At 58.5% G+C, this 26,005-nt stretch carries 18 protein-coding genes; 6 read left to right on the top strand and 12 right to left on the bottom strand.

Going from position 1 to position 26,005, the window contains the following annotated elements; genetic code table 11:
* Positions 1-9: 9 nt before the first annotated feature.
* The 3 genes from I6I12_RS01780 to I6I12_RS01770 are packed head-to-tail and all read right to left on the bottom strand — an operon-like array spanning position 10 to position 3,440.
* A complete protein-coding gene (locus tag I6I12_RS01780) occupies positions 10-990 on the bottom strand; it encodes a decaprenyl-phosphate phosphoribosyltransferase (RefSeq protein WP_023020079.1) in 981 nt (326 codons plus the stop codon).
* Positions 983-1,498, bottom strand: coding sequence for a phosphatase PAP2 family protein (locus I6I12_RS01775; RefSeq protein WP_200288546.1), 516 nt, complete (start codon positions 1,496-1,498; stop codon positions 983-985). The genes I6I12_RS01780 and I6I12_RS01775 overlap by 8 nt, the downstream gene beginning before the upstream one ends.
* Positions 1,488-3,440: a glycosyltransferase gene (locus tag I6I12_RS01770; RefSeq protein ID WP_200288545.1), complete on the bottom strand. Its 1,953-nt coding sequence runs from the start codon at positions 3,438-3,440 to the stop codon at positions 1,488-1,490. Before I6I12_RS01770 ends, I6I12_RS01775 begins: the two co-directional genes overlap by 11 nt.
* Positions 3,441-3,546: 106 nt before the next feature.
* On the opposite strand from I6I12_RS01770, the gene I6I12_RS01765 reads away from it, so the two are divergent.
* Entirely contained in the window at positions 3,547-4,809 is a 1,263-nt protein-coding gene (locus I6I12_RS01765) for a TPM domain-containing protein (protein WP_200288544.1), read from the top strand.
* Here the strand turns inward: I6I12_RS01765 and I6I12_RS01760 are convergent.
* Positions 4,806-5,393 (bottom strand): three-helix bundle dimerization domain-containing protein, encoded by a 588-nt coding sequence (locus I6I12_RS01760; protein WP_200288543.1) that lies wholly within the window; start codon positions 5,391-5,393, stop codon positions 4,806-4,808. The two genes, I6I12_RS01765 and I6I12_RS01760, sit on opposite strands and share 4 nt — an antisense overlap.
* Before the next feature lie 65 nt (positions 5,394-5,458).
* Entirely contained in the window at positions 5,459-5,659 is a 201-nt protein-coding gene (locus I6I12_RS01755; RefSeq protein WP_200288542.1) for a DEAD/DEAH box helicase, read from the bottom strand.
* Positions 5,660-6,123: 464 nt separating this feature from the next.
* Between I6I12_RS01755 and I6I12_RS01750 the strand changes: the two genes are divergently transcribed.
* Genes I6I12_RS01750 through I6I12_RS01735 form a run of 4 tightly spaced genes read left to right on the top strand, consistent with a single transcriptional unit; the run spans position 6,124 to position 14,246 of the window.
* Positions 6,124-8,118, top strand: a complete 1,995-nt coding sequence (locus I6I12_RS01750) for a helix-turn-helix transcriptional regulator (protein ID WP_200288541.1) — start codon at positions 6,124-6,126, stop codon at positions 8,116-8,118.
* Between the two features lie 52 nt (positions 8,119-8,170).
* Entirely contained in the window at positions 8,171-9,802 is a 1,632-nt protein-coding gene (locus I6I12_RS01745; protein WP_200288540.1) for a class I SAM-dependent DNA methyltransferase, read from the top strand.
* Positions 9,802-10,992, top strand: a complete 1,191-nt coding sequence (locus I6I12_RS01740; RefSeq protein ID WP_200288539.1) for a restriction endonuclease subunit S — start codon at positions 9,802-9,804, stop codon at positions 10,990-10,992. The genes I6I12_RS01745 and I6I12_RS01740 overlap by 1 nt, the downstream gene beginning before the upstream one ends.
* A 35-nt stretch (positions 10,993-11,027) precedes the next feature.
* Complete coding sequence (locus I6I12_RS01735) at positions 11,028-14,246, top strand: type I restriction endonuclease subunit R (protein ID WP_200288538.1); 3,219 nt, start codon at positions 11,028-11,030, stop codon at positions 14,244-14,246.
* Here the strand turns inward: I6I12_RS01735 and I6I12_RS01730 are convergent.
* Together I6I12_RS01730 and glf are read right to left on the bottom strand one after the other, a co-directional pair.
* Positions 14,243-15,733 (bottom strand): ATP-binding protein, encoded by a 1,491-nt coding sequence (locus tag I6I12_RS01730; RefSeq protein WP_200288537.1) that lies wholly within the window; start codon positions 15,731-15,733, stop codon positions 14,243-14,245. The genes I6I12_RS01735 and I6I12_RS01730 overlap by 4 nt on opposite strands.
* A gap of 269 nt (positions 15,734-16,002) precedes the next feature.
* Positions 16,003-17,199, bottom strand: coding sequence for a UDP-galactopyranose mutase (glf, locus tag I6I12_RS01725; RefSeq protein ID WP_200288536.1), 1,197 nt, complete (start codon positions 17,197-17,199; stop codon positions 16,003-16,005).
* Positions 17,200-17,345: 146 nt separating this feature from the next.
* On the opposite strand from glf, the gene I6I12_RS01720 reads away from it, so the two are divergent.
* Entirely contained in the window at positions 17,346-19,244 is a 1,899-nt protein-coding gene (locus tag I6I12_RS01720) for an N-acetylmuramoyl-L-alanine amidase (protein WP_200288535.1), read from the top strand.
* Here the strand turns inward: I6I12_RS01720 and I6I12_RS01715 are convergent.
* The 5 genes from I6I12_RS01715 to I6I12_RS01695 form a co-directional block, all read right to left on the bottom strand.
* Positions 19,241-20,071, bottom strand: coding sequence for a Cof-type HAD-IIB family hydrolase (locus I6I12_RS01715; RefSeq protein WP_023020087.1), 831 nt, complete (start codon positions 20,069-20,071; stop codon positions 19,241-19,243). The two genes, I6I12_RS01720 and I6I12_RS01715, sit on opposite strands and share 4 nt — an antisense overlap.
* 22 nt (positions 20,072-20,093) lie before the next feature.
* Positions 20,094-21,641, bottom strand: coding sequence for a glycerol kinase GlpK (glpK, locus tag I6I12_RS01710; RefSeq protein ID WP_023020088.1), 1,548 nt, complete (start codon positions 21,639-21,641; stop codon positions 20,094-20,096).
* Positions 21,642-21,669: 28 nt separating this feature from the next.
* Positions 21,670-22,407 (bottom strand): MIP/aquaporin family protein, encoded by a 738-nt coding sequence (locus I6I12_RS01705; RefSeq protein ID WP_200288534.1) that lies wholly within the window; start codon positions 22,405-22,407, stop codon positions 21,670-21,672.
* A gap of 3 nt (positions 22,408-22,410) precedes the next feature.
* Positions 22,411-24,135, bottom strand: a complete 1,725-nt coding sequence (locus I6I12_RS01700) for a glycerol-3-phosphate dehydrogenase/oxidase (RefSeq protein ID WP_200288533.1) — start codon at positions 24,133-24,135, stop codon at positions 22,411-22,413.
* A 296-nt stretch (positions 24,136-24,431) separates the two neighbouring features.
* Positions 24,432-25,967 (bottom strand): lysophospholipid acyltransferase family protein, encoded by a 1,536-nt coding sequence (locus I6I12_RS01695; protein WP_234288151.1) that lies wholly within the window; start codon positions 25,965-25,967, stop codon positions 24,432-24,434.
* Positions 25,968-26,005 lie beyond the last annotated feature (38 nt).

Below are 26,005 nucleotides of genomic sequence, written 5' to 3'. Positions count from 1 at the left end.
CAGCTGTGTCTAGAACAACGGCATGATATACACCGCCATGGCGATGCAAGCGAGCCAAGCCAAAGCGAGAACCTGCAAAGTGCGGTCCTCCAGTGCAATCTCATCCGGAGCGCCACCCTGGCCGCGGTCCACATCGGCCGCATAGCGCAAGATGGCGATGGTAAACGGCACCATGGAGACTTGGTACCACACGCCACCGGTCTGGGCATCGTTAGCAAGCTCGAAGCCCCAGAGGGTGTAGCAGATAACCACCGCGGTGGCGGCTAGCGTCCACACGAAGCGCAGGTAGGTAGGCGTATAACCTTCCAGGGACTTGCGGATTTTCGCGCCGGTTTGCTCCACAAGAAGGATCTCCGAGTAGCGCTTGCCTGAGGCCATAAATAGCGAGCCAAAGGCCGCCACCAGCAGGAACCACTGCGAAAGCTCGATGCCTGCAGCCACGCCACCGGCCATGGTGCGCAGCATGAAGCCGGAGGAAACCAGGGCGATATCAATCACCGGCATGTGCTTCCAACCGAAGCAATAGCCCAATTGCAACGCGATATAAATCGCCATCACAATTGCCAGCTGCGGGCCAGCGGTAGCAAGGAAGGATAGCCCGATGGACAAGCAGATGAGCACCACGGCCATGACATAGGCGAGCTTGATGGGCAGCACGCCGGAGGCAATCGGGCGGAAGCGTTTGGTCGGATGCTCCTGATCCTCGCGCCAGTCCTTCGCATCATTGATCAAGTAGATGGAGGAAGCGCCGAGGCAGAAGACGACGAAGGCCAAGAGGACATCGACAAGCACGCGGCCGTGAAATAGGGCATCGGCGCCGGCCGCGGCGGGGGCCGCCAGCACGAGGACGTTTTTGACCCACTGCTTGGGACGCAGGGCCTTAATCATGCCATCGACAAGATTCTTCGGCGGCTTGCGCTTGCGGCCGGTATCTACGCCAGAGGTGTGCGGTTCCGAATGGAAAAAGTGCTGGTTTCCATCATCACTCATGCTTCATTCCTTTCATCACGACCTCTGCGGTAGCAGCGCCGATGGCCGCACCCACTGCCGTATCTGTTGGGTAGTGCACTCCGAGGACCATACGCGATGCCATCATGACTGGCACGCCGAGAAGCGGCGCCTTGCAGCCGGTAAGGCGGCTCGCCGCCACCAGGAATGCAGTAGTCGAGGTCGCGTGCGAACTGGGAAAAGATAGCTTGGAGGGAGTCTTTACCCCCACGCGCACGTACGGATAATCGGGGCGCTTGCGGCGCACGATGCGCTTGAGCACCACGCTAGCGGCGTGCGCGAGAAAAGCAGCAGCGCCCACCCGGATCCAGCCCTCGCGGCGGCGCTTGTCGACGCCCGCCCCTACCGCAGCGCTGCCCATCCAGCCCAGGGCATGCTCGCCCCAGTAGCTCAGCCCGCGGGCGGTGGGAAGCACGCCGGGCACGTCAAAGGCCGCACCCTGGATGGATTCGAGGACGCGCGATTCTGCTACGGAAAGTTTATTGGGCATCAAAGACCTTCTTCCAGGACTCGCGCGAGGTCAGCTCCGGCTGCGCCGCACGGTATTCAGTGCGCAGGTCATCGAAGTTTTCCTCGATCTCCTTCAGTAGCTCGCGGGTCTGCGATACGAGGTCTTTGGCCAAGTCGCGGTCGCGCTTACGGAAGGCCACACCGGTGCCACCTGCGGTAGAGACGGTGGCAGAGTCCACGCGGGAAAGGGTAAACCACCGGGCCTCGTCCGGAGTGAGGTTAAGCTGAGGCGCCTCGTGGTGCGCAGCGTCTTCCTTGCTCACGAGGTGCTTGAGGCCCTTGATGGCCCACGGGATCTTCTTAATCTTGGCTAGGCGGCCGCCGATATTGCGCGTAGGCACACCCGGCGCGCCGGTGGGAGAGGGCAGCTCATCTGCGGATTCCAAAATGACAGCATCGGAATAGTTCTTGCGGATTTCCGCGATGCGCGGCAGCGAGGACTCCAGGATGTCAAAGAGATGGTCCGGCCCCGCTAGGAAGTCGCGCATAGCTTCAATCTGGATGGCCATGGTGGAGTATTCCATGCACATGGTGTGCTTGAGGGTGGACTTGAAGATGGACTTGGTAATGCCCTTGGCCGGTCCCTCGTGGTACATCGCGGCAACGATGAGGCGGTTGCGCAGGTGGAAATAGGCCTGCCAGTCAATGGCATCATCCTTATCGGCCCAAGCCATGTGCCAGATGGCGGCACCTGGCCAGGTCACCGTGGGGAAGCCATTGCGCGCCGCGCGCAGGGAATACTCGGTATCGTCCCACTTGATAAAGAGCGGCAGCGGCTGGCCGTTGGTTTCTGCCACAATGCGCGGGAAGAGGCACATCCACCAGCCGTTGTACTCCACGTCAACGCGGCGGTGCAGCGCGCGGGAATCGTACTTCTTGGGATCTAGGTGAGTTTCGCGGGTACCGATGGCGCGCAGCGGGTACTTGGCAAAGTCGTGGTCGTAGACGGCGTGCGGTGCCGCACCCCACATGAAATCGGCACGGTTGACGCGCTCGCCGGTAGTGCGCAGCTGGGAGCGCTCCTGCAGGTTAAGCATTTGGCCACCGACGATAATCGGCTTGGCAGCGTAACGGGCCGCTTGCACCGCGCGCAGCACGGAATCCGGTTCGATGGCGATGTCATCGTCCATATAAAGGATGAAGGGCGAATCGGTATTTTCCAGCGCCTCGTACATAATGCGGGAGTAGCCACCGGAGCCGCCTAGGTTGCCCTGGCGGAACTCGCGGAAGCGCTCACCAAAGTGAGCGACTGCCTCGTCATAGCCTGGCTCATCGGCAGGGTGCTGGTTGCCTTGGTCCGGCATGAGGACGAAGTCGATGATCTCATCGACTACTGGGTCCTCGGCCAATGCCTTAAGGGCTGCTACGGCATCGGTCGGGCGGTTGAAAGTGGGAATGCCTACCGCCACGCGCTTGTCTTGGGCCGGCTGCTCGGTGCCGTCCGGCAGCACCTGCGGGCCGGGGGCGTGGGGGGAGCACCAGGCGGCGTCGGCAAGCGTGGTGTCCTGCTCGGCGGTGATATCGAACCACAGCCAGCCGCCGTCTTCGAAGTTTTTGAGTGGCAGCTCGAACTCATGGTGGCCGGTGCTTACCAGGTGGTTGGCCACGGAAATGCGCTGGCCATCCTGCTTGGAGCGGTAGAGGGAAATATTTGCCTGGCCCTCAATGTCCAGGCTGAGGATAACGGAGCGCAGCTGGGACCAGCGGCGCCAATAGGAGGCCGGGAAGGCGTTGAAGTAGGTTTCAAAAGAGGCTTCCTCGCCGGCCGGGATGGTTACGGACGTGCGGTTAAACCAGCTGAGGCGTTCGCGGTTTTGCTCGGCCTCGATGAGGTAGAGCATCCGCACATCAAAGGGCTCGCCGCGCTTAGGCAGCAGAATGCGCTGCAGGGGCTCATGGGCCTGGGTGTTGTTGGCAGTCACGATAACTTCGATTCTCCAAACGGTATAAACAGTAGTCAGCGATTTAGCGTAGTTGCTTTTGCATAAGTACTACGGTTTACACGCGGAGCCCGTAAGATGGAACATCATGAGATGGGTTCCTTGCGCGGCAGTAGTAGGTCTTTTTGCTGCAGCTAGCGCACCCGCCGCCCTCGCGGAGGACAAGCCCGCGGTGGATTTTTTGGACCACGCCCAGATTCTAAGCTCTTCGGACGAAGAGGCCGTGAAATCACAAGCGCAGTCCATGCACCTTCCAGATTCCGTGCACGAGGTTGTCTACGCCACGTATCCGAATTCGGGCGAGGATTTTTCCCGCACCCTGTTGCATGACTTGGCGCGCGAGCACCCACAATTCATCGGCAACGGTGAGCTGCAGAAGAATGTACTCGTTATCGCCGTGGGCTTTGAACCCAATAGCATGGCCGTGCGCTGTGGCGCCCAAGTGTGCCGAGACATCAAGATTTATGACGCCGGCCGCGTGGACGGCATCCTGGATCAGATGCGGCCGGCGCTGGAGGACGATGACTATACCGTCGGCATGATCTTGGCCACGCGCGCCGTCGCGGATCCGACCGTGCGCCGGCAATCTGCGCAGGAGGCGCCCACGTGGTCCGTGTTCATCGCAGCCACTGTGATGCTCGTGGTTCTGGGCGCGGTCGGCCTCATTACCTACTTGTTCATCCGCCGCGCCCGAGTGCGCAAGCGCTTCGATTATATTAAGGGCGCTCGCGACGGGGCTGAGGAACTCATCAAGCGCACGGAGGCACGGATTGACGCCCTGCATTCCCCCTTGGCGGGCGACTACCTGAAGGTACAGTGGCGCTCTCTGGTCAATCAGTACACCGATGCGCGGCCAACACTGAAGGCGCTGGAAAACATCCAGGACTATTCCCTGCACGCCGTCTCCATCAAGGAGGCATACAAAGCGCTTAAGCAGATCAATACGGCCGCAGCACAGATAGATTCCCTAGAAAATTTCTGCGCCGGCGATACTGCGGTGCGCGCGGGCGAGGTGCAATGGCTGCTTGGCGACGCCCAAGCGGCCCTCTCTCGCCAGCCCGACAACGCCAGCTTGCGCCAGATAACGCAGCGCATTAATGACCTGTCACAGGATCTGTCGCGAGAAGACTTCGACTCCGCCTTCGCTCGCGTCCTCGAGGACTACCACCCCATGGTGGGCGCGCTGCCAGAAAGGCTATATCCGCAGCGCGACCGCAAAACTCCCCCACTCCTGGGCACGCCGGAATGGCGCCCCGGCATGGGCACGCACTACATGCCCTATAGGTTTGCAGGCTTCTGGGTGGCCAATAATAACGTCTCCTCCCAGCTGCCCAACCCGTATCGCTTCTAGGCGTTGACCGGCTCGGTTACCGGATCGATGCCCAGCTTATTGAGCATGTAGAGTACGCGGGCTTCGAGGTCATCAGCCAATTCGCGCGCCTCCTCCACGGTATCCGCGGCAGGAATATCCCAAATCTTGATGTCCTTGCCCGCCTCATCGCGTTCTACCTCGCGGCCCAAGAACACGATGTAATCCGGCATCGCTACCGTGCGCACCTCGTCGAGGTACTTATTCGGGGCCTCGCCCATGCCGCGCTCGTTCATGACGTGGGCAAGGTGGCCTTCCGCTTCGTTTTCTGGGTGAGCAACGGCGGTATCTACAAAGAGGGCTTCGCCGGCATGCTTGCGGGTCAGTTCCGCTGCGGCTTGGGCCAGCGCATTATTGGTACCGGCGGCAAAACGTACGTGCAGGCGGTGAGCACCGAAGTAATCGCGCACCTCACGCTCCACCAAAAGCGGCACGAATTCATCGAGCTCCGCCTTCTTGGTGTGCTTGGCAATAACCTCATCGAGCTTGGCATCGATTTCCACGGCCGTGTACTCGTGGCCGTAGTTCTCGTGCAGATCCTGGCGCAGGGTTTCAAACTGGTTCATTGTTATCCCCTTTCTCGGATTATTGTCCCGTTTGCTAACTGTTAACCTGTCGTTAACTTTAATAGTTAACGTTGGGTTAAGTCAAACGGTTGGGAATAACCCAATAGTTTTCTGCACCAAGAAAGCGGAAAGGCCCGCCGGGTGTTCCGGCAGGCCTTCTTGGACTGTTCCTTCTTTTTATCGGGAATGCGCGATGCGCGGCTACGCAATTTCAAGTGCTCCTGCAGCCGCTCTGGCGACATTTTCCACATGCGGCGGTCAGCCATACCGTCACCTCCTTTCCTCAGAGGTGATCAAGCATAGCGCTTAGTGGCCACGCTCCTGCTCAATAGCCTTGCCCTCGTTCCAGAAGGGCGCGAGCTTGATGTCGAACATGCTCAGCGCTGAGGCGATAACCATGCACATGTCGACATCGACAGACAGCCCGAGCCAACACGTTTACAAGCAGGAAATCGGCCACAAAGTGCACATCAATCCCCCGCTTTAGCACCGGATCTGACCGAACACGTCAGCAAGTCATGCGCTTTTGAAGCCCGATCCCCACGAAACCCAAACCACTCTCGGGCAACACTTTTTAGTATTAATTAACCAGCCTTAAGCCCCCTTCAGGACGATTACCATACTAAAAGCTGTTTACTTCACTCGAGTTCCTTTAACGTAGTGGACAGAGCAATCAGCAATGACCGCTCGCCCTTATTCCCCATCACTACCCCATGAAAGGAGGCCTCAAGTGACCGCAACACTGACACTCGCCGATGTCGCCCGGCTGACCGGCGTTACGCGCCCCGCGGTCAACGAGTGGATTCAGCGCTTTAACTCAGAATCCAACGTGCCCTTCCCCTCCCCTTACGGAGAACATGATGGCCACCCCTACTACGCCATCACCGAAATTCAAGACTGGCTGCGAGAAACCAAGCTCGGCCGCCGCGACACAGCCGTTAAAGATGCCCTCTTCTATTCTTCGCTCTACCGAATGCTGCTCCGCAATCCGGCACGCGCGGCCTTGGGCCTTTTGAACTGCAACACGGCTCTCTCCCCTCAGGATTTTTCGCCCTCTGCTGCAGTAATCGACTCTCTTACCGCGGCGTACCAGCGCGCAGCAGACAACATTCCTTCTGATGCCCCTGAAGCTGATATCGCAAAAGCAGCAGAGCAGGTAGCCGAGGCAGCTTTCGGGCCCGCGGCCGCGCTCGCCCGTCTTGCAGATAACCTCAGTGCTCAGCGCCAGGTCACACTCTCTTCCCGATTTACTTCCCGCGCTATGCAAGCAGTATCGGAAGCCCTCACGCTAGAGAACCCAACTCCACCTATCATCCCTACTGATGAATACAGCCTAGGTTTCGTCACTGGACTCACCCGGGAACTCGAAGAGACACTGGTGCTCAGCATCGGATATCGAAAAGACTGCGCACCAGACTCTCTCTATTGGGCCGAACTAGCGTGCCGAAACGTGGAATTCATCGACGCTAGCGAGGAGATCCCAGCGAATTCTCTCCTCGTCCACGCTGTTCCTTCCCCTCCAAAGACTGCGCCCGAATACTTCGAGCACCTCCAGGACTTGCTCGACAACTTAGACGAGCGCGGCGCAATGTTCTGCATTTCCACCGCAGACATGCTTATCGAGGACTCTTTAGCGCAGGTCGTCCGACGGCGGTTCCTCGCACCGACCGAAACCGGCGCAATTGCACCGCTGCGTTACAGCGCACGGCTGCCCCGAGGTATTTTTCCGGACCGCGGACAGCAGCAGGGCGCACTATGGATTCTCAAGCGCCCTAATCGCGAGGCCATAGGCAACCCTGCCGATGCTGCTGTGGTTATCGCTGACGTGCCGGACCTTAAGAGACCCGGTCTCGTCTCAGACTGGGCAACCATGCTCACCACACCGGATGAAGCACGCAAGCACGCCTTTGTCCGCGGTCGTATTCTTCGCGCCGCTGATGCCTGGCGCAGTCGTACTCATTCTCTCGATGACTCGGTCTTTTCTTCTACGTCGACGTCCTCCGCCGCCGATCTCATGCATACCGCGCATCAAGCAGGATTAGACATCAGTTCAGCAGGGTTGGAGGACGCGCAGCCAAAGATTGGTATGCGCGCTGAATCGGGGGCAACGCGCCTTGAGTACCTACCGTGGAAGGCCGCGACCAACGCTCGCACTGGGGTACTGCAGAAACTCAGCGGATCCCGCATTGCCGAACATGATCTCGCCCCTGAAGCAGTAGCAAAACTGGAACTCATCGGTGAACCCGAAATTCTGGGGAGCATTCCACAGGGCGCACGTTGCATCGATCGTCTCCGGCTGGAAGACATTGCACCGCGCGGCACCCTCACAGAACCAGGGGACGTGGTCTTCATCAAGAACCCAAGACCACGCGCGCTCATCGATGAGGAAGGCGGCAAGCTAGTCACTGCACCGGCTCAAGCACTACGATGCCGCACCTTCCGTGGACGCAGCCACAGTCCCTTGGAACAGGTCTGCCTTCCCTACCTCGTAGAGAAGGCTATTAACGAAGCTGTCTCCTCCGAGTTGGCATCGGTGTACTTCCCCGTATTGCCTCGCAAGAATGCGGAAGACCTCAGCACAGTCGAGCAACAGCTCGGCGCACGGCGTCGCCAGTTGGTTGAGCAGCTAAGGAGCATCGATGTTCTACGGCACAACCTCACTATTTCGATAGGTACCGGTGCTGTCACCATCGCTGAATCTCGTGCACAATCCCCGCCAGGCTAATAACAGAGTTCAACATTCAAACGCACAAACACCGTTATATGTAAGGAGAAAAATGACTAACTCAGTCAAGGATGTGCAGAACGTAGAGTCTGCCTCCGCCACCACTCTCAAAGAGCTCAAGGACACTTTATGGAAGGCAGCAGACAAGCTGCGCGGTTCCATGGACGCATCCCAGTACAAGGACATCGTCTTGGGACTGGTGTTCCTCAAATACGTCACTGATGCCTTCGATGCCCGGCGCGCGGAGCTGCGTGCTGAAGGCGAGGAGCGCGGGGATAGCGAAGAGTACATCCAGGAAGACCTGGAGGATATCGACGCTTACCGTGAGAAGAACGTTTTCTGGGTCGACCCCATCGCTCGTTGGACCTTCCTGCGTGACAACTCGAAGGGCAAGTCGGCCGACGCCGGCCAGGAGTACCAGTCCATTGGCAAGCTCATCGATAACGCTATGAAGCAGCTCATGCTGGACAATGAGTCGCTGTTAGGTACCCTGCCCACGAACTTCGCCTCGGATAGCGTTGACCAGCGTCGTTTGGGCGAACTCATCGACTTATTCAGCACCACACGCTTTACCGCGGAGGGGCCCGAGCGCGCCCGCGATTTGCTGGGTGAGGTCTATGAATACTTCTTAGAGAAGTTCGCCCGTGCTGAAGGAAAGCGTGGCGGTGAGTTCTACACTCCCCGCCCTGTCGTACGTACCCTCGTAGAAATCCTGGAGCCGACCCAGGGTCGTGTCTATGACCCTTGCTGCGGCTCGGGCGGCATGTTCGTTCAGGCAGAGAAGTTCCTCGAGACCACAGAGAAGGACCGCACTGCTCTGGCCATCTACGGTCAGGAGCTCAACGAGCGCACGTGGCGCATGGCCAAGATGAACCTGGCCATCCACGCTATTAGCTCTGCTGGCTTGGGTGAGCGTTGGGCCGACACCTTCGCCCGCGACATTCATCCGGATAAAAAGATGGACTATGTCATGGCCAACCCACCGTTCAACATCAAGGATTGGTCGCGAAACGAGGAGGACACCCGCTGGAAGTACGGCGTCCCGCCCAAGCGCAACGCAAACTTCGCGTGGATGCAGCACATCATTTCCAAGCTCACCTCTCAGGGTGAGGCCGGCGTCGTCATGGCCAACGGCACGATGACGTCGAACTCCTCCGGTGAAGGCGATATCCGCAAGGCCATGGTGGAAGACGACATCGTCTCCTGCGTCATCGCTCTTCCTGCACAGCTCTTCCGCGGCACGCAGATTCCGGTCTGCGTCTGGTTCTTCGCCAAGGACAAGAAGGCCGGTTCCAAGGGCACCATCGACCGCACCAACCAGGTGCTCTTCATCGATGCCCGCGAGCTCGGCCACATGATTGACCGCACGGAGCGTACCTTCAGCGACGAGGACATCCAGAAGATCGCCGACACCTTCCGCCTGTGGCGCGGCCGCACCTCCGCACCGAAGGACGAGGCCTACGAAGACATCGCCGGCTTCTGCAAGTCCGCCTCCCTCGACGACATCCGCGATGCCGACTTCGCCATGACCCCCGGCCGCTACGTTGGCTTCGCCGAAGCCGAGGAAGACGACGAGCCCATCGACGAGAAGATCGCTCGCCTCACCAACGAGCTCACCGCCGCGCTTGACGACGCCGCCCGCCTGGACGAGGTTGTGCGGGAACAGCTGGGGAGGTTGAAGTAATGCAAACGATTCAAATCGCTGACGGCTGTTCCCAAATCACATCTGGCGCGACTCCTTCTCGCAAGAAACCAGAGTATTTCATCGGTGACATCCCCTGGCTAAAAACCAAAGAACTCAACGACGCTTTAATAGGTGCAACCGAAGAACATATTTCAGAATCTGCATTAGCTGAGACTTCCTGCAAGCTTATCCCCTCGGGAGCTGTCGTCATCGCGATGTACGGAGCCACCGTTGGAAAGCTCGGAATTCTTGGTACCCCGATGACTACGAACCAGGCATGTTGTGCGATGGTTGCCGACGAAGTATCACTACATAGTCAATATCTGTTCTACTGGTTGCTGCAAAATCGCCAGTCAATCATCAACCTCTCAAATGGGGCAGCACAGCAAAACCTTAGCGTTCGGACTATCAAGAACATTGCACTCAAAATACCGACGCTGGAAAAACAGATTCACACGGCGAATGCCTTAAAATCCCTCGACGACAAAATCAACGCGAACAATAGAATCGTAGACTGCACACTCGAACTCCAACGCGCACATTGGCTAAAAGCCTTAGTCGGCGTTCCTAGCATCGATCTTTCTGAGATCACCTCACCGGTTTTGGGCGGTACACCAAAGCGCTCCGATGAAGCACTTTGGGAAGGAACCAACCTCTGGGCATCCGTCGCCGACATGACGAAAGCTCCTCACTCTCATCTGGTCGACACTGCAGAAAAGATCAGCGACGATGCAATTCAGACTCGACGATTTTCACCGCTACCAACAGGGGCTATATTGATGTCCGCGCGCGGCACCGTCGGACGTATTGTTTCCACAACTAAGCCGACGTCTTTCAATCAATCTGCATACGGTTTCGTTCCGCCTGAAGGTTATGGACCAGCATTACGACTCGCATTATCGGACGTTGTTGCCGAACTGAAGTCCAAATCATACGGTTCCGTGTTCTCGACTATCACGAAGCAACAAATCAATGAGTGCACAGTTCCCGACGTGTTCAATCCTCAGTTCGATGAACTGCACACGCTGCTGAATACCCTTGAAAGCCGCATCATCGCTGCTGAATTGGAAAATCAAGTCCTCGCCCGCACCCGCGACGAACTCCTTCCTCTCCTCATGAGTGGCCGGATCACGGTCGGTGAGGCGGAGGAGGCTGCGGACGTTGCGGGCTCGGCGGCGTCGGAAAGCTAAGCAAACCTACCCCTACAACCCTTAAGGAGAAGCTCATGCTGAGCGAAGAATCCCTCGAACTCATTGTCCAGGACCACCTGGCGGAACTGGAGTGGGTGTCTGGGCATGGCCCGGACTTTGCGCCGGGCTCCGGCGAGCGCGACACGTGGAATGACATCGTGCTGCGCGGGCGTCTGCGCAATGCCGTGCGCAACCTCAACCCAGATGTACCGGAGGAATACCTCGACCAGGCGATTGGTGAGGTCATCACGCCGAAATCACAGTCTGCGATTGCAGAGAACCGGCGCATTCACCAGATTTTGGTGGAAGGCTACCGCGGTATCGAGTACATCGACCACGAGGGCAACGTCCAGAACCCGACCATCTACTTCCTGTCCTCGCAGCCGCACAAGAATGACTACTTGTCGCTCAACCAGGTCATCGTTGCGAACCTCGATGGGGAACGTCGCTTCGATGTGGTCTGTTACGTCAACGGCATGCCGCTGGCATTCATTGAGCTGAAGAAGACGGGCGCGAATACCTCCGTCGAGGGCGCGTACAACCAGCTGCAGACCTACGTCAAGGAATTCGGCATGGCCTTCCGCTTTGCCAATATTGTGATTCCTTCGGATGACCTCAGCGCGAAGTATGGCACGCCGTTTACTCCGTGGAACCATTTTGCGCCGTGGAATGTGGATGAGGACGGCAGCCCGGTCGACCCCAACAACATGGTTGTGGCCGGCGAGCCGGTCACACAGCTGGATCTGTTACTTGATGGTCTGTTTAATGTCGAGCGTTTTGGACAGCTCTACAGCGACTTCACTGCGTTCGATGATACGGCCGAGGGCCTGGTCATGCGCATAGCGAAGCCGCACCAGTACTTCGCGGTGACCAAGGCTGTGGGTTCCACGATCACGGCGGCGCGCGGCGACAAGCGCGCTGGCGTCATCTGGCACACGACGGGTGCGGGCAAGTCCATGGAGATGGAGCTCTACACCGCCAAGATTATGCGTCGGCGGGAGATGCTCAGCCCGACCGTCATTGTGCTCAATGACCGCACGGAACTGGATGAGCAGCTCTTTGAGACCTTCAACCGGTCCACCATCCTGCCGGAGGCACCGCGCAATATCGAGTCGCGTGCTGAGTTGCGTGAGCTGCTGTCACAGAAGACCTCTGGTGGTATTTACTTCTCTACCCTCCAGAAGTTTGGCTTGAACGGCCAGGGTGAGTTGCGTGAGACCGAGCACCCGTTGCTCTCTGACCGGAGCAACATCGTGGTCATCGTCGACGAGGCACACCGTTCCCACTATGGCTTTGGCGATACCGCCGCCGATGGTTACGCACAGCACCTGCGTAGTGCACTACCGAATGCCACCATGCTGGCGTTTACCGGTACCCCGCTTAAGGAATGGGACCGCGATACGCGAAAGGTCTTCGGTGACGACGTGGATGTCTACGACATGAACCGCGCCGTCGAGGACGGTGCCGTCGTTCCCGTCTACTTCGAGCCGCGCCTCATCCCGCTCAAGCGCATTGCTGGAATCACGGATGACGATATTGATGACTCTGCCGAGGAAGTACTTACGGGTCTCGACGAGGTGGAGCGCGAGCGGATTCAGCGCTCCGTCGCCGCGTTGGAGGTCGTCTACGGCTCCGACGACCGCCTCGATGCCCTAGCAGAAGACTTTGTCCGTCACTGGGAAGACCGCCGCGAGAACATGTGGGAATTCATCGGTGCTCCGGGCAAAGCGATGATTGTCACCGCGACGCGCTCCATTGCAGCGCGTCTCTACTCCGAGATCGTGGCGCTGCGCCCTGAGTGGCATTCGGATGCCGATGACAAGGGCAAGATCAAGGTGATCTACTCTGCAGCGCCTTCGGATCCTGAAGAGCTCAAGGTCCATATGCGCCGCCCGAGCGCGCTCAAGGCCGTGAAGAACCGCATCAAGGACGTCGACGACGAGCTGGAAATCGCCATCGTTCAGTCCATGATGCTCACCGGTTTCGATGCGCCGCCGCTACACACGCTCTACATTGACCGCTCGCTCAAGAGCGCGCTGCTGATGCAGACCCTCGCTCGCGTCAACCGCACGTTCCGCGACAAGCAGGATGGCCTCCTTGTCGCCTATGCTCCGTTGGTCGAGAACCTGGAGAAGGCGCTGGCTGAGTTCACGCTCAACCCCTCCGACGACGGCACGAAGGTCACGGGACAGGACGTCGAAGAAGCGCTCAATCTGGCGAAGGGATTCCTGGCTCGTCTCGACGACATTGTGGGAATCGAATGGAAGAACACCGCTTTCATCGATGACGCCAACCTCCGCCGCGCCTTGCTCGATGTCACTGGTTTCCTGCGCAATCCAAGAACCGAAGGCAACTACGACCCCGAGAAGCCAAACGCGCGTCCCGTCGCTGATGAGTTCAAACGTCAGGCTGGAAGACTCGCGCGTGCCTGGGCACTAGCTTCGGGCAGCCCCGACGCCGAGGAGTACCGCGACAGCGTGCGGTTCTACTCCGAGGTCAAGAACTGGCTCATCAAGCTCGATGCGGGCGACCGCGTGGCCAATGGCGAGCCAATTAGCGACTCCATCCGCAACGCCCTAGGCAAGCTGGTCGTTGATTCGGCTGAGGCCACCGGTGTCATCGACATCTACCGCCAGGCCGGGATTGAGATTCCGAACTTGCAGGATCTCACCGTCGACCTGTTCAAGGACAAACAATCCCCCTCTGAGGTCTCATTGCTCATTGATGCGTTGCGCCGCCAGCTCCAGCAGGAAGCCCGCACCGCCACAGGAAACAACGAGCTGCGCTCCAAGCAGTTCTCCGAGCGGATCACCGAGCTGATGAATCGGTACACCAATCAGCAGCTCACGGCCGCTGAAATCATCGCCGAACTCATCCGCCTGTCCAAGGAGATCGTCAAGGAAAGCAAACGCGGTGAACAATTCACCCCGCCACTAGGCAATGACGAGCTCACCTTCTTCGATGCGGTGTCGACAAACGAATCCGCAACCGAGCTCATGGACGACGAAGTTCTTGCTGAAATCGCACGCCAGCTCGTTTCCATGCTGCGTCGCGATGCAAAGACCGACTGGACAGTACGCGACGACGTACGTGCGAAACTACGCCGCTCGGTCCGCAGGTTACTACGCGACTACAAGTATCCACCGGACAAGGCGCCGGAGGCCATCAAGCTTGTGCTTGAACAGATGGAGAAATTCGCGCCAAGGTATTCAGCGGCGACGCGCGAACAAGGTGCCGTTGAACACCGGGGTTAGCCCTGCAGCCGATAGCGCTGCTTCGGGCTCTTCAACGGCTCAGTGCGCACGATGACGCCTTCCTCAACAAGTTCGTTGATGGTCCTGCGCACGCCGTTGAGGGACAGCCCCGCAGCCCCTGCCAATTCGCGGCTGGACGCTGTCCTGTGTTCGCGAAGATAGTCGAGCACGCGCCCGCGGGTTCCGCCCCCCAACGCCGCGGTGCGCTCCGGGGTAGTCGGATTTCGCCGCGCGAAGGTGAGCTCAAATGCGGTTAATGAATCCTCTGGTACCGGCGGCGGCAGCAGCTGCTGCTCCAGTTGGTCGAGAATCTCGATATATCCGGTACCACGATTCTCCGCAACGTACCCGTCTCCGTCACCGGCAGGAGTCACCTCCAGCAACGCAGACAAATGCTGATTGCGCGCGCTAGACATACCCGCAGTGCCCAATCGATCAACGGTGACCGTTCCATAAAGACCACCGGGGTTGAGGACCTCCAGCCGGTCGACATACAGGTTCACTTGTACCTGCGTGCCCCGCGCCTGCGGCGAATAGTCACGGTGCATTAGCGCATTAGCGACTGCCTCACGCACAGCCTCCGGAGGATAGTCCGGCAAGTCCTTACGGAAGACTCCCTCGATTACGCCTCCGACGCGCATATTGCGTCGGACTGCCCGCACTGCATCCGCAACCAGCACCGGAATGGGCCCCACCAGACTTTCGTTGTCGAGGAAGCGCTGCTTGCCCATCCCGGCCGCTTTATCGGTGCCGGGATATGCTGCAAAGGTCACGTTGAGCCTCGGGAAAAACTGTTGCGGATAAGTGCCCGCTGCCATTAGCCCGCCCAAAGTTGGCACTAGTTTTCCGTTGTCGTTCCGGGTAATCAGGTGGAGCGCTAACATCGCCTCTTCATCGCTCAACCGTCCAAAAATGCGTTCATGGATGGAGCGCTCGCGGGCCAAGATCTCGGCCACAATGTCAGGATCCAGATCGTCGATGTCAGCATCCGGAACCGGCTCCAGATCCCATTCCGGCTGGGTCTTGTTTTCCTCCAGTCGGTCGATCTCGTATGGCTTTAGTACGCGGTCCCCATCATGGACCCGGATATAGCTGCCGTGATACTTCGACTGAGAAACGACCCAGCAAGGCTTCTCAAAAGGAGCACATTCGGGAATGGTGCCAACGACAATGCTCGCGCCCTCCCAGTCAACAATGTCGATCTGAGCGCGAACCGACGGGGTCACGAGGTCTGCACATGCGCCAGCCAGGGCATCCGCCATGGCAGTAGCATCAAAGCCTGGTACCGTAACGAACCCGTTGTCTTCATCCAGCCCCAAGATGATGATTCCACCGGTCCCGTTAGCAAAGGCAGAGATAGAGCGAACGAGCTTCTTGGGAAAACCTCCCGCAGCTGCCTTGACCTCGACGGCGCGCGTATCGGTGTCCTGAGTTCGCAGGCTTCCAATGATCTCGGCGATCTCCGCCTGGTCATCGTCCCAGACCACAATCACTCACCCTCTATCAGCGCTCAACGCTCCTGAACACCCTCAAACACTACACACAACACTACACACACTGTGGTGTGTTGTGTAGTGTTCGCACGTGTTCCTCGTCCGAAATTCTCACAGTACAAGACATTTTCCCAGGTAAATAATAATTTTCCCGGTCTGCGCAACACTACACAACACCACATACAACACACCACCCAACACTCCATAGTGTGGTGTGTTGGGTGGTGTATTGAGTGTTAAGTGTTCTGTTGACGAAGTTCGGCTTAGTGGCCACGCTCCTGTTCGATAGCCTTGCCCTCGTTCCAAAATGGTACGAGCTTATTATCAAACATGGACAGCGCGGAACCGATAGCCATGTGCATATCCAGGTACTGGTAGGTACCCAAGCGGCCACCGAAGAGAACCCTGTTCTCCTTCGACTCCTGGGCAGCGAGCTTGCGGTAGGCCTCCAGCTTGGTGCGATCTTCCGGGGTATTAATCGGGTAATACGGCTCATCGCCTTTGTCGGCGAATCGCGAGTATTCCTTCATAATGACCGTCTTGTCCTTCGGGTACTTATCCTTGCGCTCCGGGTGGAAATGGCGGAATTCATGGATACGGGTATAGTCCACGTCCGCGTCGTTGTAGTTCATCACCGGTGTGCCCTGGAAATCGCCGGTATCCAGCACCTCCAGATCGAAGTCGAGGGTGCGCCAGCCCAGCTCGCCCTCGGCAAAATCAAAGTAGCGATCCAGTGGGCCTGTGTAGACCACGGGCGCATCCGGAGACTCGGCGCGCAGCTCCTCGCGAACTTCGAACCAATCGGTATCCAAGCGGACCTCAATATTGTCGTGGTCGGCCATGTTTTCTAGCCATGCCGCATAGCCGTCTACAGGCAGGCCCTCATAGGTGTCATTGAAGTAGCGATTGTTGAAGGTGTAGCGCACCGGCAGGCGGGTGATATTCGCGGCCGGCAGCTCCTTCGGGTCGGTCTGCCACTGCTTAGCGGTGTAATCGCGAATAAAGGCCTCATACAGCGGTCGGCCGATAAGAGAGATGGCCTTTTCCTCCAGGTTTTGCGCTTCTTCCGGTGAGAACTCGCCGGCCTGATCCTTAATGAGCTGGCGGGCCTCATCCGGGGAGTAGTAGCGGCCGAAGAACTGGTTAATAAGACCTAGGCCCATCGGGAATTGGTAGGCGGTGCCATCGTGCATGGCAAAGACGCGGTGCTGGTAATCGGTGAAATCGGTGAACTTATTGCAGTAGTCCCACACGCGCTTATTAGAGGTGTGGAAGAGGTGTGCACCGTACTTGTGCACCTCGATTCCGGTGGTGGGTTCAGCCTCGGAGTAGGCATTGCCACCGAGGTGGTTGCGGCGCTCCACAATGAGCACCTTCTTATCCAGCTGACTAGCGGCGCGCTCGGCAACCGTGAGGCCAAAAAATCCAGAGCCAACAACGATGAGGTCATAAGAAGTCATGGCCCCCAGTTTATTGCACTTCGGCAACCGACACGGCGCAACGGCGTGTCGCAACAGGTTTCACAGAAGTCACAAACGTACCATCACAATCAATTCTTAACTCTTGGCAACCGTTTTTACAGCTGCACAACCCCAGGGAGATAACAGTGCAACAACGACGTCGACTAGTACCCACCAGGTCCAAGTGGTCCACCCCGGTCATTGCGGCAGTCACCTCTATCGCGCTCGCCGTGACCGCCGCATTCGGCGGCCAGCAGGTACTTAAGACCCAGGACTCCAACAATGGCGGTCCCATTGAGGTCAAAAACGCCTCCGCTAGCTTCAGCGACGGCGAATCCATCGTCGTCGATGACCCCGCCGTAGCCGCGCAGGGCGATGGCGAAGGCCGCCGCGCGGTCAAGCAATTCCACCGCGACGAAACCTTCAACATGTTCGCCGTCACGTGGGAGGGCAAGCGCGATATCAACTCCTTCGTGCGCTCCAAGCAGCAGGATGGCTCCTGGAGCGAGTGGCTGCCCATGGATGCGATGAACTACTCCGAGGGCAAGAACGGCACCGAGCTCATCTTCGTGGGCGATACCAACGATGTTCAGGTCTCTATGGCCAACGTTGACCTCGTGAGCGGATCCAACCTGGACAAGAAGGAAGACTCCCTCCTGGACAAAGCCGCTAAGGGCGCTGATGCACATCGCCCGGCACCGCTTGCCTACAACGTCGGCGAAATCTCCCCCGTGGCCGATGAGCGCACCCAGGTTGCGGATCTCGACGCCGTGTTTATCGACGGCAATGCCCAGGAAGGTGAAGCTATCGAACCCACCGCGGAAACCGCGGGTATGCCCAAGGTTGTCTCCCGCGCCGGCTGGGGTGCCGATGAGTCCAAGCGCTGCCAGCAGCCGACCTACGACGATGACTTGAAAGCCATGACCCTGCACCACACCGCGGGTACCAATAACTACACCCGCGCGCAGGCGGCGGCACAGGTTCGCGGTGCTTATGAATACCATGCACAGACCCTGGGCTGGTGCGATATCGGCTACAACGTGCTGGTAGATAAGTTCGGCACCATCTATGAGGGCCGCTATGGCGGTTTGGACAAGGCTGTACAGGGTGCCCACGTAGGCGGCTTCAATGCCAATAACTGGGGCATTTCCATGATTGGCAACTACGAGACAGCAGAGCCGTCTCGTGAGATGCTCAACTCCGTGGCGGAGATTGCGGGCTGGAAGGCCGCTATTTCTGGCATCGATCCAATGGGCAAGGCCAGCTTGTACTCTGGCGGATTCAACGGCTCCAAGTTCCCTGCAGGAACCATGGCCACCGTGCCGGCGTTCGCGGGCCATAATGATTTTCACTACACGGCCTGCCCGGGTCAGTACACCACGCGCCACTGGGACGAAATCCGTAAGAACACCAAGCGCAAAGCGGATGCCGTTAAGTCCGGTAAGAACAGTACGGATCTGAATTGGCAGAAGGCTCCTCAGCCCAATTCCCCCAAGACCCCGCAGCAGGTGGGTGGGGACATCACCTCCTCGCTAGGCGACGTCGAGGTACCAGTCTCCACTATCTCCGCCCTCGCTGGAATCGCTGCCGCAGTCTTCGGCGTGCTCATCGCCAATGACCGCCTGCAGAAGCCTGATACCGATCAAAAGGTGGCGGGCAACCTGACCACCGGCGATATTCCGGAGATTGTCAATAAGGTCGTACAGGTTTCGAATAACGAAGGCCTCAAGGAGTCCTGGACCTCCGTGCTCAATGCCTTCGGCCCAGTCCTAGGCCTGGCAGTTGGCGGCCCGGATACCACCGATGGCGGCAAGATCCTCTACCAGCTCTTCCAGAATGGCGTGGTGCTCTCCTCTAAGGAGTCCGGTACCAAGGCTCTCACCGGTGAAATTGCCAAGAAGTGGTCCGAGGGCGATAATGCCGCCAAGCTCGGCCTGCCTACTTCCAATGAGGAGAAGAATGGCAAGGAAATCCGCGTGAAATTCCAGGGCGGCGAGATTGTCTACAACACCGAAACGGAAAAGGTAGACATCTTCACCGACTAGAACCAGCGCTCTAGCACCTTTGCCACGCCCGCCTGGTGGTTAGCTACGGTGACCGCATCCGCGGCCGCCTTAACCTCTGGGTGGGCGTTTTCCATGGCCACACCGCAGCCAGCCCAGCGCAGCATCTCAATATCGTTGGGCATATCCCCAAATGCGATCGTCTCCTGCTGGGCGACGCCGGTGTGCTCAGCCAACCATTCCACCCCGCGGCGCTTAGTCACATTGGGCGCGGCAACCTCCAGAATCCCTTCCTGCATGGAATACGTCAGGTGCGCGAGCTCCGGATCGATATGGGGCGCGATGAGCTCATACAGCTTCGGAGCGGAGTAGTCCGTATTGCGGATAAGAAATTTCACGGCAGGCTGCCCCACAAGCTCGCCCATGCTGACCACCCCGAAGCCTTCAAAGAGGGCGTTTTCGGAGTAGTGGCGTTCGACTACGAAGAGGTCCTCGACGGCGTCGCCAAGCGAGCCTCCTGCCCGCTCCGCTCCAAAGCCCACGGTACCCAACACCGTCTGGGCCACATCCACCACTTCTGCCAACGCTGCGGGTGAAAGCTCGTGGGCGGACATCACGCGGTCCTCCGCGGAATCATAGAGCACCGCCCCATTCGAAGTCACACACACCGGGCGGACGGGAAGCTGCTCCAACACGGGCGCTATCCACCGGAACGGCCGGCCAGTGGAAAGCGCAAAATAGGCACCCTGTTGGACCGCCCGCGCCACGGCGTCACGGTTGCGACGCGGGACACGGTGGTTGCGGTCCAGCAGGGTGCCGTCAATATCGCTCGCGATGAGGCGAGGAGCGCGGGCAGGGAAATTCTCCATACCCGCGAGTTTACTTCAGGACTTAGAAGTCCAGATCCTCGTCCTCGTTATCTTCCCAGTCCAAGGAACGCTTAATAGCGCGCTTCCAGTCGCGGTAGAGAGCCTCTACCTCTTCCTTCTCGCGCTTCGGCTTAAACACCTTCATGTCTCCTGTCTGGCTACCCAAAACGCTCAGGTCATCCCAGAAGCCATTGTCCAAACCTGCCGCGAAGGCCGCGCCGGTCGCGGTGGTCTCGATATTCTTCGGCCGGTGTACCTCCACGCCGAGCATGTCCGCTTGGAACTGCATCAGAAGTTCGTTCATGGTCATGCCGCCGTCCACGCGCAGCTCGGTGATCTCCACACCGGAGTCTGCCACCATCGCATCGGCCACGTCGCGAGTCTGGTATGCAGTGGACTCGAGCACGGCGCGAGCCAAGTGCTTGCGGTTGGCAAAGCGGGTCAGGCCCACAATGACGCCGCGAGCATCCGGGCGCCAGTACGGGGCGAAGAGGCCAGAGAAGGCAGGCACGATGTAGACGCCGCCGTTGTCTTTAACTTCGCGAGCCAGGTTCTCGATGGACGCAGCATTCGGGATAATCTGCAGATTATCGCGCAGCCACTGCACTAGGGAACCGCCCATGGATACGGAGCCCTCCAACGCGTAGACAGGGCGTTCGCCCTCACGCTGGAAGCACACGGTGGTCAGCAGGCCATTCTCAGAGAACTTCGGGGTGGTGCCCGTGTTCAGCAGGAGGAACAATCCGGTTCCGTAGGTATTCTTTGCAGAGCCGGCGCGGAAGCAGCCTTGGCCAAACATCGCGGACTGCTGGTCACCCAGGATGGCGCGGATAGGAACACCGGAGAGCGAACCGCGCTCACGCACGGTACGGAAATCACCGAGGGATGGGCGAATCTCCGGCAGCATGGACATCGGGATGCCCATTTCCTTGCACAGTTCCTCATCCCACTCCAGCTTTTCGATGTCCATGAGCAGGGTACGGGAGGCATTGGTGACGTCGGTAGCGTGCAGAGCCTCACGTCCGGCATCGCCCTCGGCACCGCCAGTGAGGTTCCACAATAGCCAGCTGTCAATGGTGCCGAAGAGCAGATCGCCGGCCTCGGCGCGCTCGCGTGCGCCCTCGACGTTATCGAGGATCCACTTCACCTTCGGGCCGGCCGGGTAGGAGTTAATGAAAAGACCGGTGCGGCGGCGCCACTTTTCGGGGCCTTCCTCTCCCGAGAGCTCCTTACAGATGGCAGTGGTGCGGGTATCTTGCCAGACAATAGCGTTGTAGACCGGCTTGCCGGTGTGCTTATCCCACACCACGGTGGTCTCTCGCTGGTTGGTGATACCTACCGAGTCAATGTCTTCCACGGTGATATCGCCATTGGCAAGAGCCTCACCGACGGCGCGACGGGTATTGCTCCAGATTTCTTCCGGGTCGTGTTCTACCCAGCCCTTTTCGGGAAAGATCTGCTCGTGTTCGAGCTGACCAACGGCAACCTGCTCGCCATCGTGGTTAAAGATAATGCAGCGCGTCGACGTAGTTCCCTGATCGATTGCGGCGACGTATTTCTTGTTAGTCATGTGTCTAGTCTCCTGTACAAAAATGGATTTAGAGCGCAACGGACAACAGGCCAACGGCTACAGCCGCGACCAACGGGGCCACGATAGGGACCCAAGCATAGCCCCAGTTCGCACTGCCTTTGTCCTGGATGGGCAAGATGAATGCATAGGCAATTCGCGGGCCCAGATCACGGACCGGATTGATGGCATAACCCGTGGGGGTACCAAGGGACAGACCGACTGCCACAACAACGAAGGCAACAGCGAAGTAGCTCATGGGGCCTAGCTCACCGCCGGTTGGGCCGAAAGCGATGAACATCAACAGCACGCAGGTAGCAATAAACTCCGTCACCGCATTCCACCCGTTTTTAGGGTGGGCCGGCTTGGTAAAGAAGATGCCGTTCGTGTTCTTATTGGCGCCGGTGACGTTTCCGGCATCGTCATAATTATTGGCGTCGAAAAGCTGCTTGAAGGCAGCCCATGCCAGGATGGCACCCAGGATTGCGCCAAGGATCTGGCCTAGGCAGTAATACGGAACCAGGGACCATTCAAGCGATCCATTGACGGCCAACATGACGGTGACGGCGGGGTTGAGGTGCCCGCCCGTGGGGTCGGCCACGCTGGCGCCGACGAAGACCGCCATGCCCCAGCCTAGGGCGATAACGACCCAATCGGAGCCGCGCGCGCCAGAGGTGCGCAGGTTTACCAGCGCACATACGCCGTTACCTAGAAGGAGCAGCAACGCGGTGCCGATAAACTCCCACAGGAATGCATCAAATCCGGTCATAACTTATACCTCGTTTTGGGTAGGTCGGGCAGATCCTGCGCGGACCAAAATGTCATTGGCCTCGCGGTCAGTTACCGCAGCTTCTGCTTCAAGTTCGGCCTGGGTGTGGGCTTTGAATTGGGATACCTCGCGCTCCTTGTCGGCGTCACTCCAGCCCAGCAGTGGTGCCACAAAGTCAGCAACTGCCGGGGCGGCATTCACGCCGCGGTCGCCAAACTCGATGGCGATACGCAGACGACGGGACAGGATGTCCTCCAAGTGCAATGCGCCTTCGTGAGTGACGGCGTAGCGGACCTCGGCCCACAGGTAGGACTCGGCACCTGGAACTGGCTCCAGCAGCGAAGCATCCTCGGCTGCAGGTGCCAAAACCTCACCCAGCAGGGAGCCATAGCGGCCAAGCAGGTGCTCGATGAACTTTTCGCTCAGGTTGTAGCGACGGGCCAGAGATGGGACTTGGTTAGCTAGAGCATGGTAGCCAGCGGCGCCCAAGATCGGGGTTTGCTCAGTGATGGACTCTGGCACCTTGGTATCTAGTTCTTGGACTGCTAGATCCACGGCGTCCTTACCAATGACGCGGTACGTGGTGTACTTACCGCCGGCAACAGAGACCATGCCTGGGGCCACGCGCGCAACGGCGTGGTTACGGGAAAGGTTGGTGGTGGAATCAGACTTGCCGGACAGCAGCGGGCGTAGACCGGAGTAGACGCCCACGATGTCATCGCGGGTGATCTTACGGCGTACGCGCTGGTTAACCTGGCCCAAAATATAATCAATATCGGACTTGGTTGGTGCCGGATCCGGCAGGGACAGCCCCTTTTCCCAATCGGTGTCGGTGGTACCGATGATCCAGTACTCGCCCCATGGGATAACGAAGAGGACGGACTTTTCGGTTACGAAGCACAGGGCCGCGTCCGCATCGAGCGCATCCTTTGGCACAACGATGTGTACGCCCTTGGACGCGTGCACGGTGAACTTGCCTTCCACGCCGGCCATCTCTTGAACCTTGTCATTCCACACGCCGGTAGCGTTGATGAAGACCTTGCCGCGCACAGTGGTTTCGCGCCCAGTGGCGGTATCGCGGACCTTGGCACCTACGATGCGGCCGCCGCGGTCCTTGTCAAAGCCAATGACCTCGGTATTGGTGCGGACATCGGCGCCGTACTCGGCGGCGGTACGCAGCACGGTCATGGTATGGCGGGCGTCATCCACGAGGGTGTCGTAGTAGCGAACGCCACCCACAATGGCATCATCCTTCAGGCCCGGGGTCACCTTCAGCACGCCCTTACGGGTCAAGTGCTTCTGCATTGGCACGCTCTTCGATCCGCCCATGAGGTCATAGAGCGTAAATCCACCGAACATCATGACGCGCTCCCATACATGGTGGGTCAGCGGGAAGATGAACTTCAACGGCTTCACCAGGTGAGGCGCCAGGGTGGACATGTTGAGCTCGCGCTCCTTGAGGGACTCTGCCACGAGGCGGAAGTCAAACATTGCCAGGTAGCGCAGGCCACCGTGGAACATCTTGGAGGAGCGGGAAGAGGTACCTGCGGCGAAGTCGCGTGCCTCAATGACGGCGGTCTTCAGACCGCGGGTGGCGGCATCCGCTGCCGCACCGGCGCCTACGGAACCGCCACCAATAATGACTACGTCGTAGTCCTCATCTGCGTACCCGTTCCATAGATTTTCAAAGTATTCAGGGTTAAAGGATTGATTGCTTTGCTGGATCATTACTGACCGCATCTCCTTCCTTGGTGCTTGCATGTGCCTGGGCCATTGGTCCGTGAATGAGATGGCATAAGCACAGCTAAAAGCAGGTAATTATGGGTTCGGTGGAAAGTATCGCACCGAGGCTACAGAGACTTCATCTCCTAAAATATATGTTAGGGGCCACCGACTTGAGTTACACATGTGGTTACTCACACGTAAGTTTCAGGCCCGTAAGCAGTCAGTTTCCTTAAAATACTTAGACTTCCAAAAAGAAAACCACCCCCTCGCGGGGGTGTAAAGCGGACGAAAAACTGTCGCTATTTCTTCGCTAAACGTGCCATCGCCTCGAGTACCTCTGACATTCCGGCCTTTTCTGCCGAGTAGGTTACCGCTTGAGCACCCTTAACCACCTCTATCGGGGCAGTTTCCAAAGCCACCACCGGCATCCACTCAAGGAAGTCCTCATCCCCCGGCTCATTTGCAAAGACTAGAGTCTCTTCCGGCTCATCCTGCAGATCCTCTAGGATGCGCTCCACGCCTTGTGCCGCACTGGCGGCAGTAACGGACATTGCTGCAGCATCGAGGCGTGGCTGTGCAACATCCTCATCAATGACAATGGTCCACACGGCTTGCGGGACATCCACATCGCCCGCGGGCGATACCACTATGAGAACTTCGGCCGCCGGGTAGATATCCACAAAAGCCTTGCGCAACCGCGGGGTCAGTGCCCCATCCTCCCAATTCAGCGCACTACTGTGCGCTACCACCACACGCGGGATGGAGGAGAATTGAGCCTTCATGCGGTGCGGCAGGCGCGAGACGATAAGCCGGGATTGGGTAGCTGCTGCCAAAAGGCCCTGCTCAGCTTTAGAACCGGCCCAAATCTCTTTGCTGCTGGCGGTAATGGAAGCCTGGGTTTGCGCCACATCAGATTTCAGTTGCGCCATAACATCCGCGACCTTATCGCGGCCTTCATCCAAACCACGTGTTGCCTCTTCCACCACGGCGTTCAGATTGGCTTTGATCCAATCCAAAGTCTCTGGGGCGGTGCGCGCCTTAGTCTTGGGCGCATCCTCTTCATCCCCCTTGGCGGCGGCCATGCGGTTGCGCACTAGGTCAACCGTGGTGTCGGATACGCGTTCTTTAAGCCCCACCAGATCATCACGTAGCCGGCGTACGCGGTGGCGCTCAGTTTCTACTTCAGCATCCTGCTCCTCCGCCTCTTCGAGGGTGGGAGCGCCGCCGCCCTTACGGGCGGGCACCCAATATTCGCCCGCTGGCATGGGGCCAAATTCAGCTTCGTACTGTTCCCATAGCCCTTCCAAAGCCTCTTGCATTCGGCGCCTGATCTCCGCGGTATCGGCTTCCGCATCACCAGTGGGATAGTACGGCTCTAGGGCAGTGATAAAGACTGGAGTCTTCGTCCGCCCCAGATTCTTTTTATGCCCCTTAGTCCACAGGCGCTGGGAGCCGAAGATGACCTGCGGGATTACCGGCACCCCAGCCTCATAGGCGATACGGGAGGCACCACTTTTCATGCTGCGGATTTCGAAGCTGCGGGAAATCGTGCCTTCAGAAAACACCCCGACAAGTTCGCCCTCTTTAGCGAGCCGAACCGCCTGCCGCATTGAGGCATTGCCATCGATGCGATCAACTGGCACATGGTGCATGGCCTTGAGCAAGGGACCCGCTAGTGGGGCTTTAAAGATGCCAGCCTTTGCCAAGAAGCGCACGAGGCGCTTTTTGCGGTAAGCCAAAAAGGCCCCGAAGAGGAAGTCCATGTAGCCGGTGTGGTTACAGACCAACACCGCGCCGCCTTCATCGGGGATATTTTCTTCACCCGAAAGGCGCATTTTTAATCCCTGCGCCAGAGTCACCCCCCTACCAATGT

This window comes from Corynebacterium kefirresidentii (assembly GCF_016599755.1).
Taxonomy (GTDB): Bacteria; Actinomycetota; Actinomycetes; order Mycobacteriales; family Mycobacteriaceae; genus Corynebacterium; species Corynebacterium kefirresidentii.
Note: the sequence above shows the minus strand (reverse complement) of the source record. Positions and strands in the feature narration are given on the sequence as shown.

Coding starts and splice junctions, on each gene's coding strand:
- I6I12_RS01780 (WP_023020079.1), bottom strand. CDS start 990: ATGAGTGATGATGGAAACCAGCACTTTTTCCATTCGGAACCGCACACC.
- I6I12_RS01775 (WP_200288546.1), bottom strand. CDS start 1,498: ATGCCCAATAAACTTTCCGTAGCAGAATCGCGCGTCCTCGAATCCATC.
- I6I12_RS01765 (WP_200288544.1), top strand. CDS start 3,547: ATGAGATGGGTTCCTTGCGCGGCAGTAGTAGGTCTTTTTGCTGCAGCT.
- I6I12_RS01760 (WP_200288543.1), bottom strand. CDS start 5,393: ATGAACCAGTTTGAAACCCTGCGCCAGGATCTGCACGAGAACTACGGC.
- I6I12_RS01755 (WP_200288542.1), bottom strand. CDS start 5,659: ATGGCTGACCGCCGCATGTGGAAAATGTCGCCAGAGCGGCTGCAGGAG.
- I6I12_RS01745 (WP_200288540.1), top strand. CDS start 8,171: ATGACTAACTCAGTCAAGGATGTGCAGAACGTAGAGTCTGCCTCCGCC.
- I6I12_RS01740 (WP_200288539.1), top strand. CDS start 9,802: ATGCAAACGATTCAAATCGCTGACGGCTGTTCCCAAATCACATCTGGC.
- I6I12_RS01735 (WP_200288538.1), top strand. CDS start 11,028: ATGCTGAGCGAAGAATCCCTCGAACTCATTGTCCAGGACCACCTGGCG.
- glf (WP_200288536.1), bottom strand. CDS start 17,199: ATGACTTCTTATGACCTCATCGTTGTTGGCTCTGGATTTTTTGGCCTC.
- I6I12_RS01715 (WP_023020087.1), bottom strand. CDS start 20,071: ATGGAGAATTTCCCTGCCCGCGCTCCTCGCCTCATCGCGAGCGATATT.
- glpK (WP_023020088.1), bottom strand. CDS start 21,641: ATGACTAACAAGAAATACGTCGCCGCAATCGATCAGGGAACTACGTCG.
- I6I12_RS01705 (WP_200288534.1), bottom strand. CDS start 22,407: ATGACCGGATTTGATGCATTCCTGTGGGAGTTTATCGGCACCGCGTTG.
- I6I12_RS01700 (WP_200288533.1), bottom strand. CDS start 24,135: ATGATCCAGCAAAGCAATCAATCCTTTAACCCTGAATACTTTGAAAAT.
- I6I12_RS01695 (WP_234288151.1), bottom strand. CDS start 25,967: ATGCGCCTTTCGGGTGAAGAAAATATCCCCGATGAAGGCGGCGCGGTG.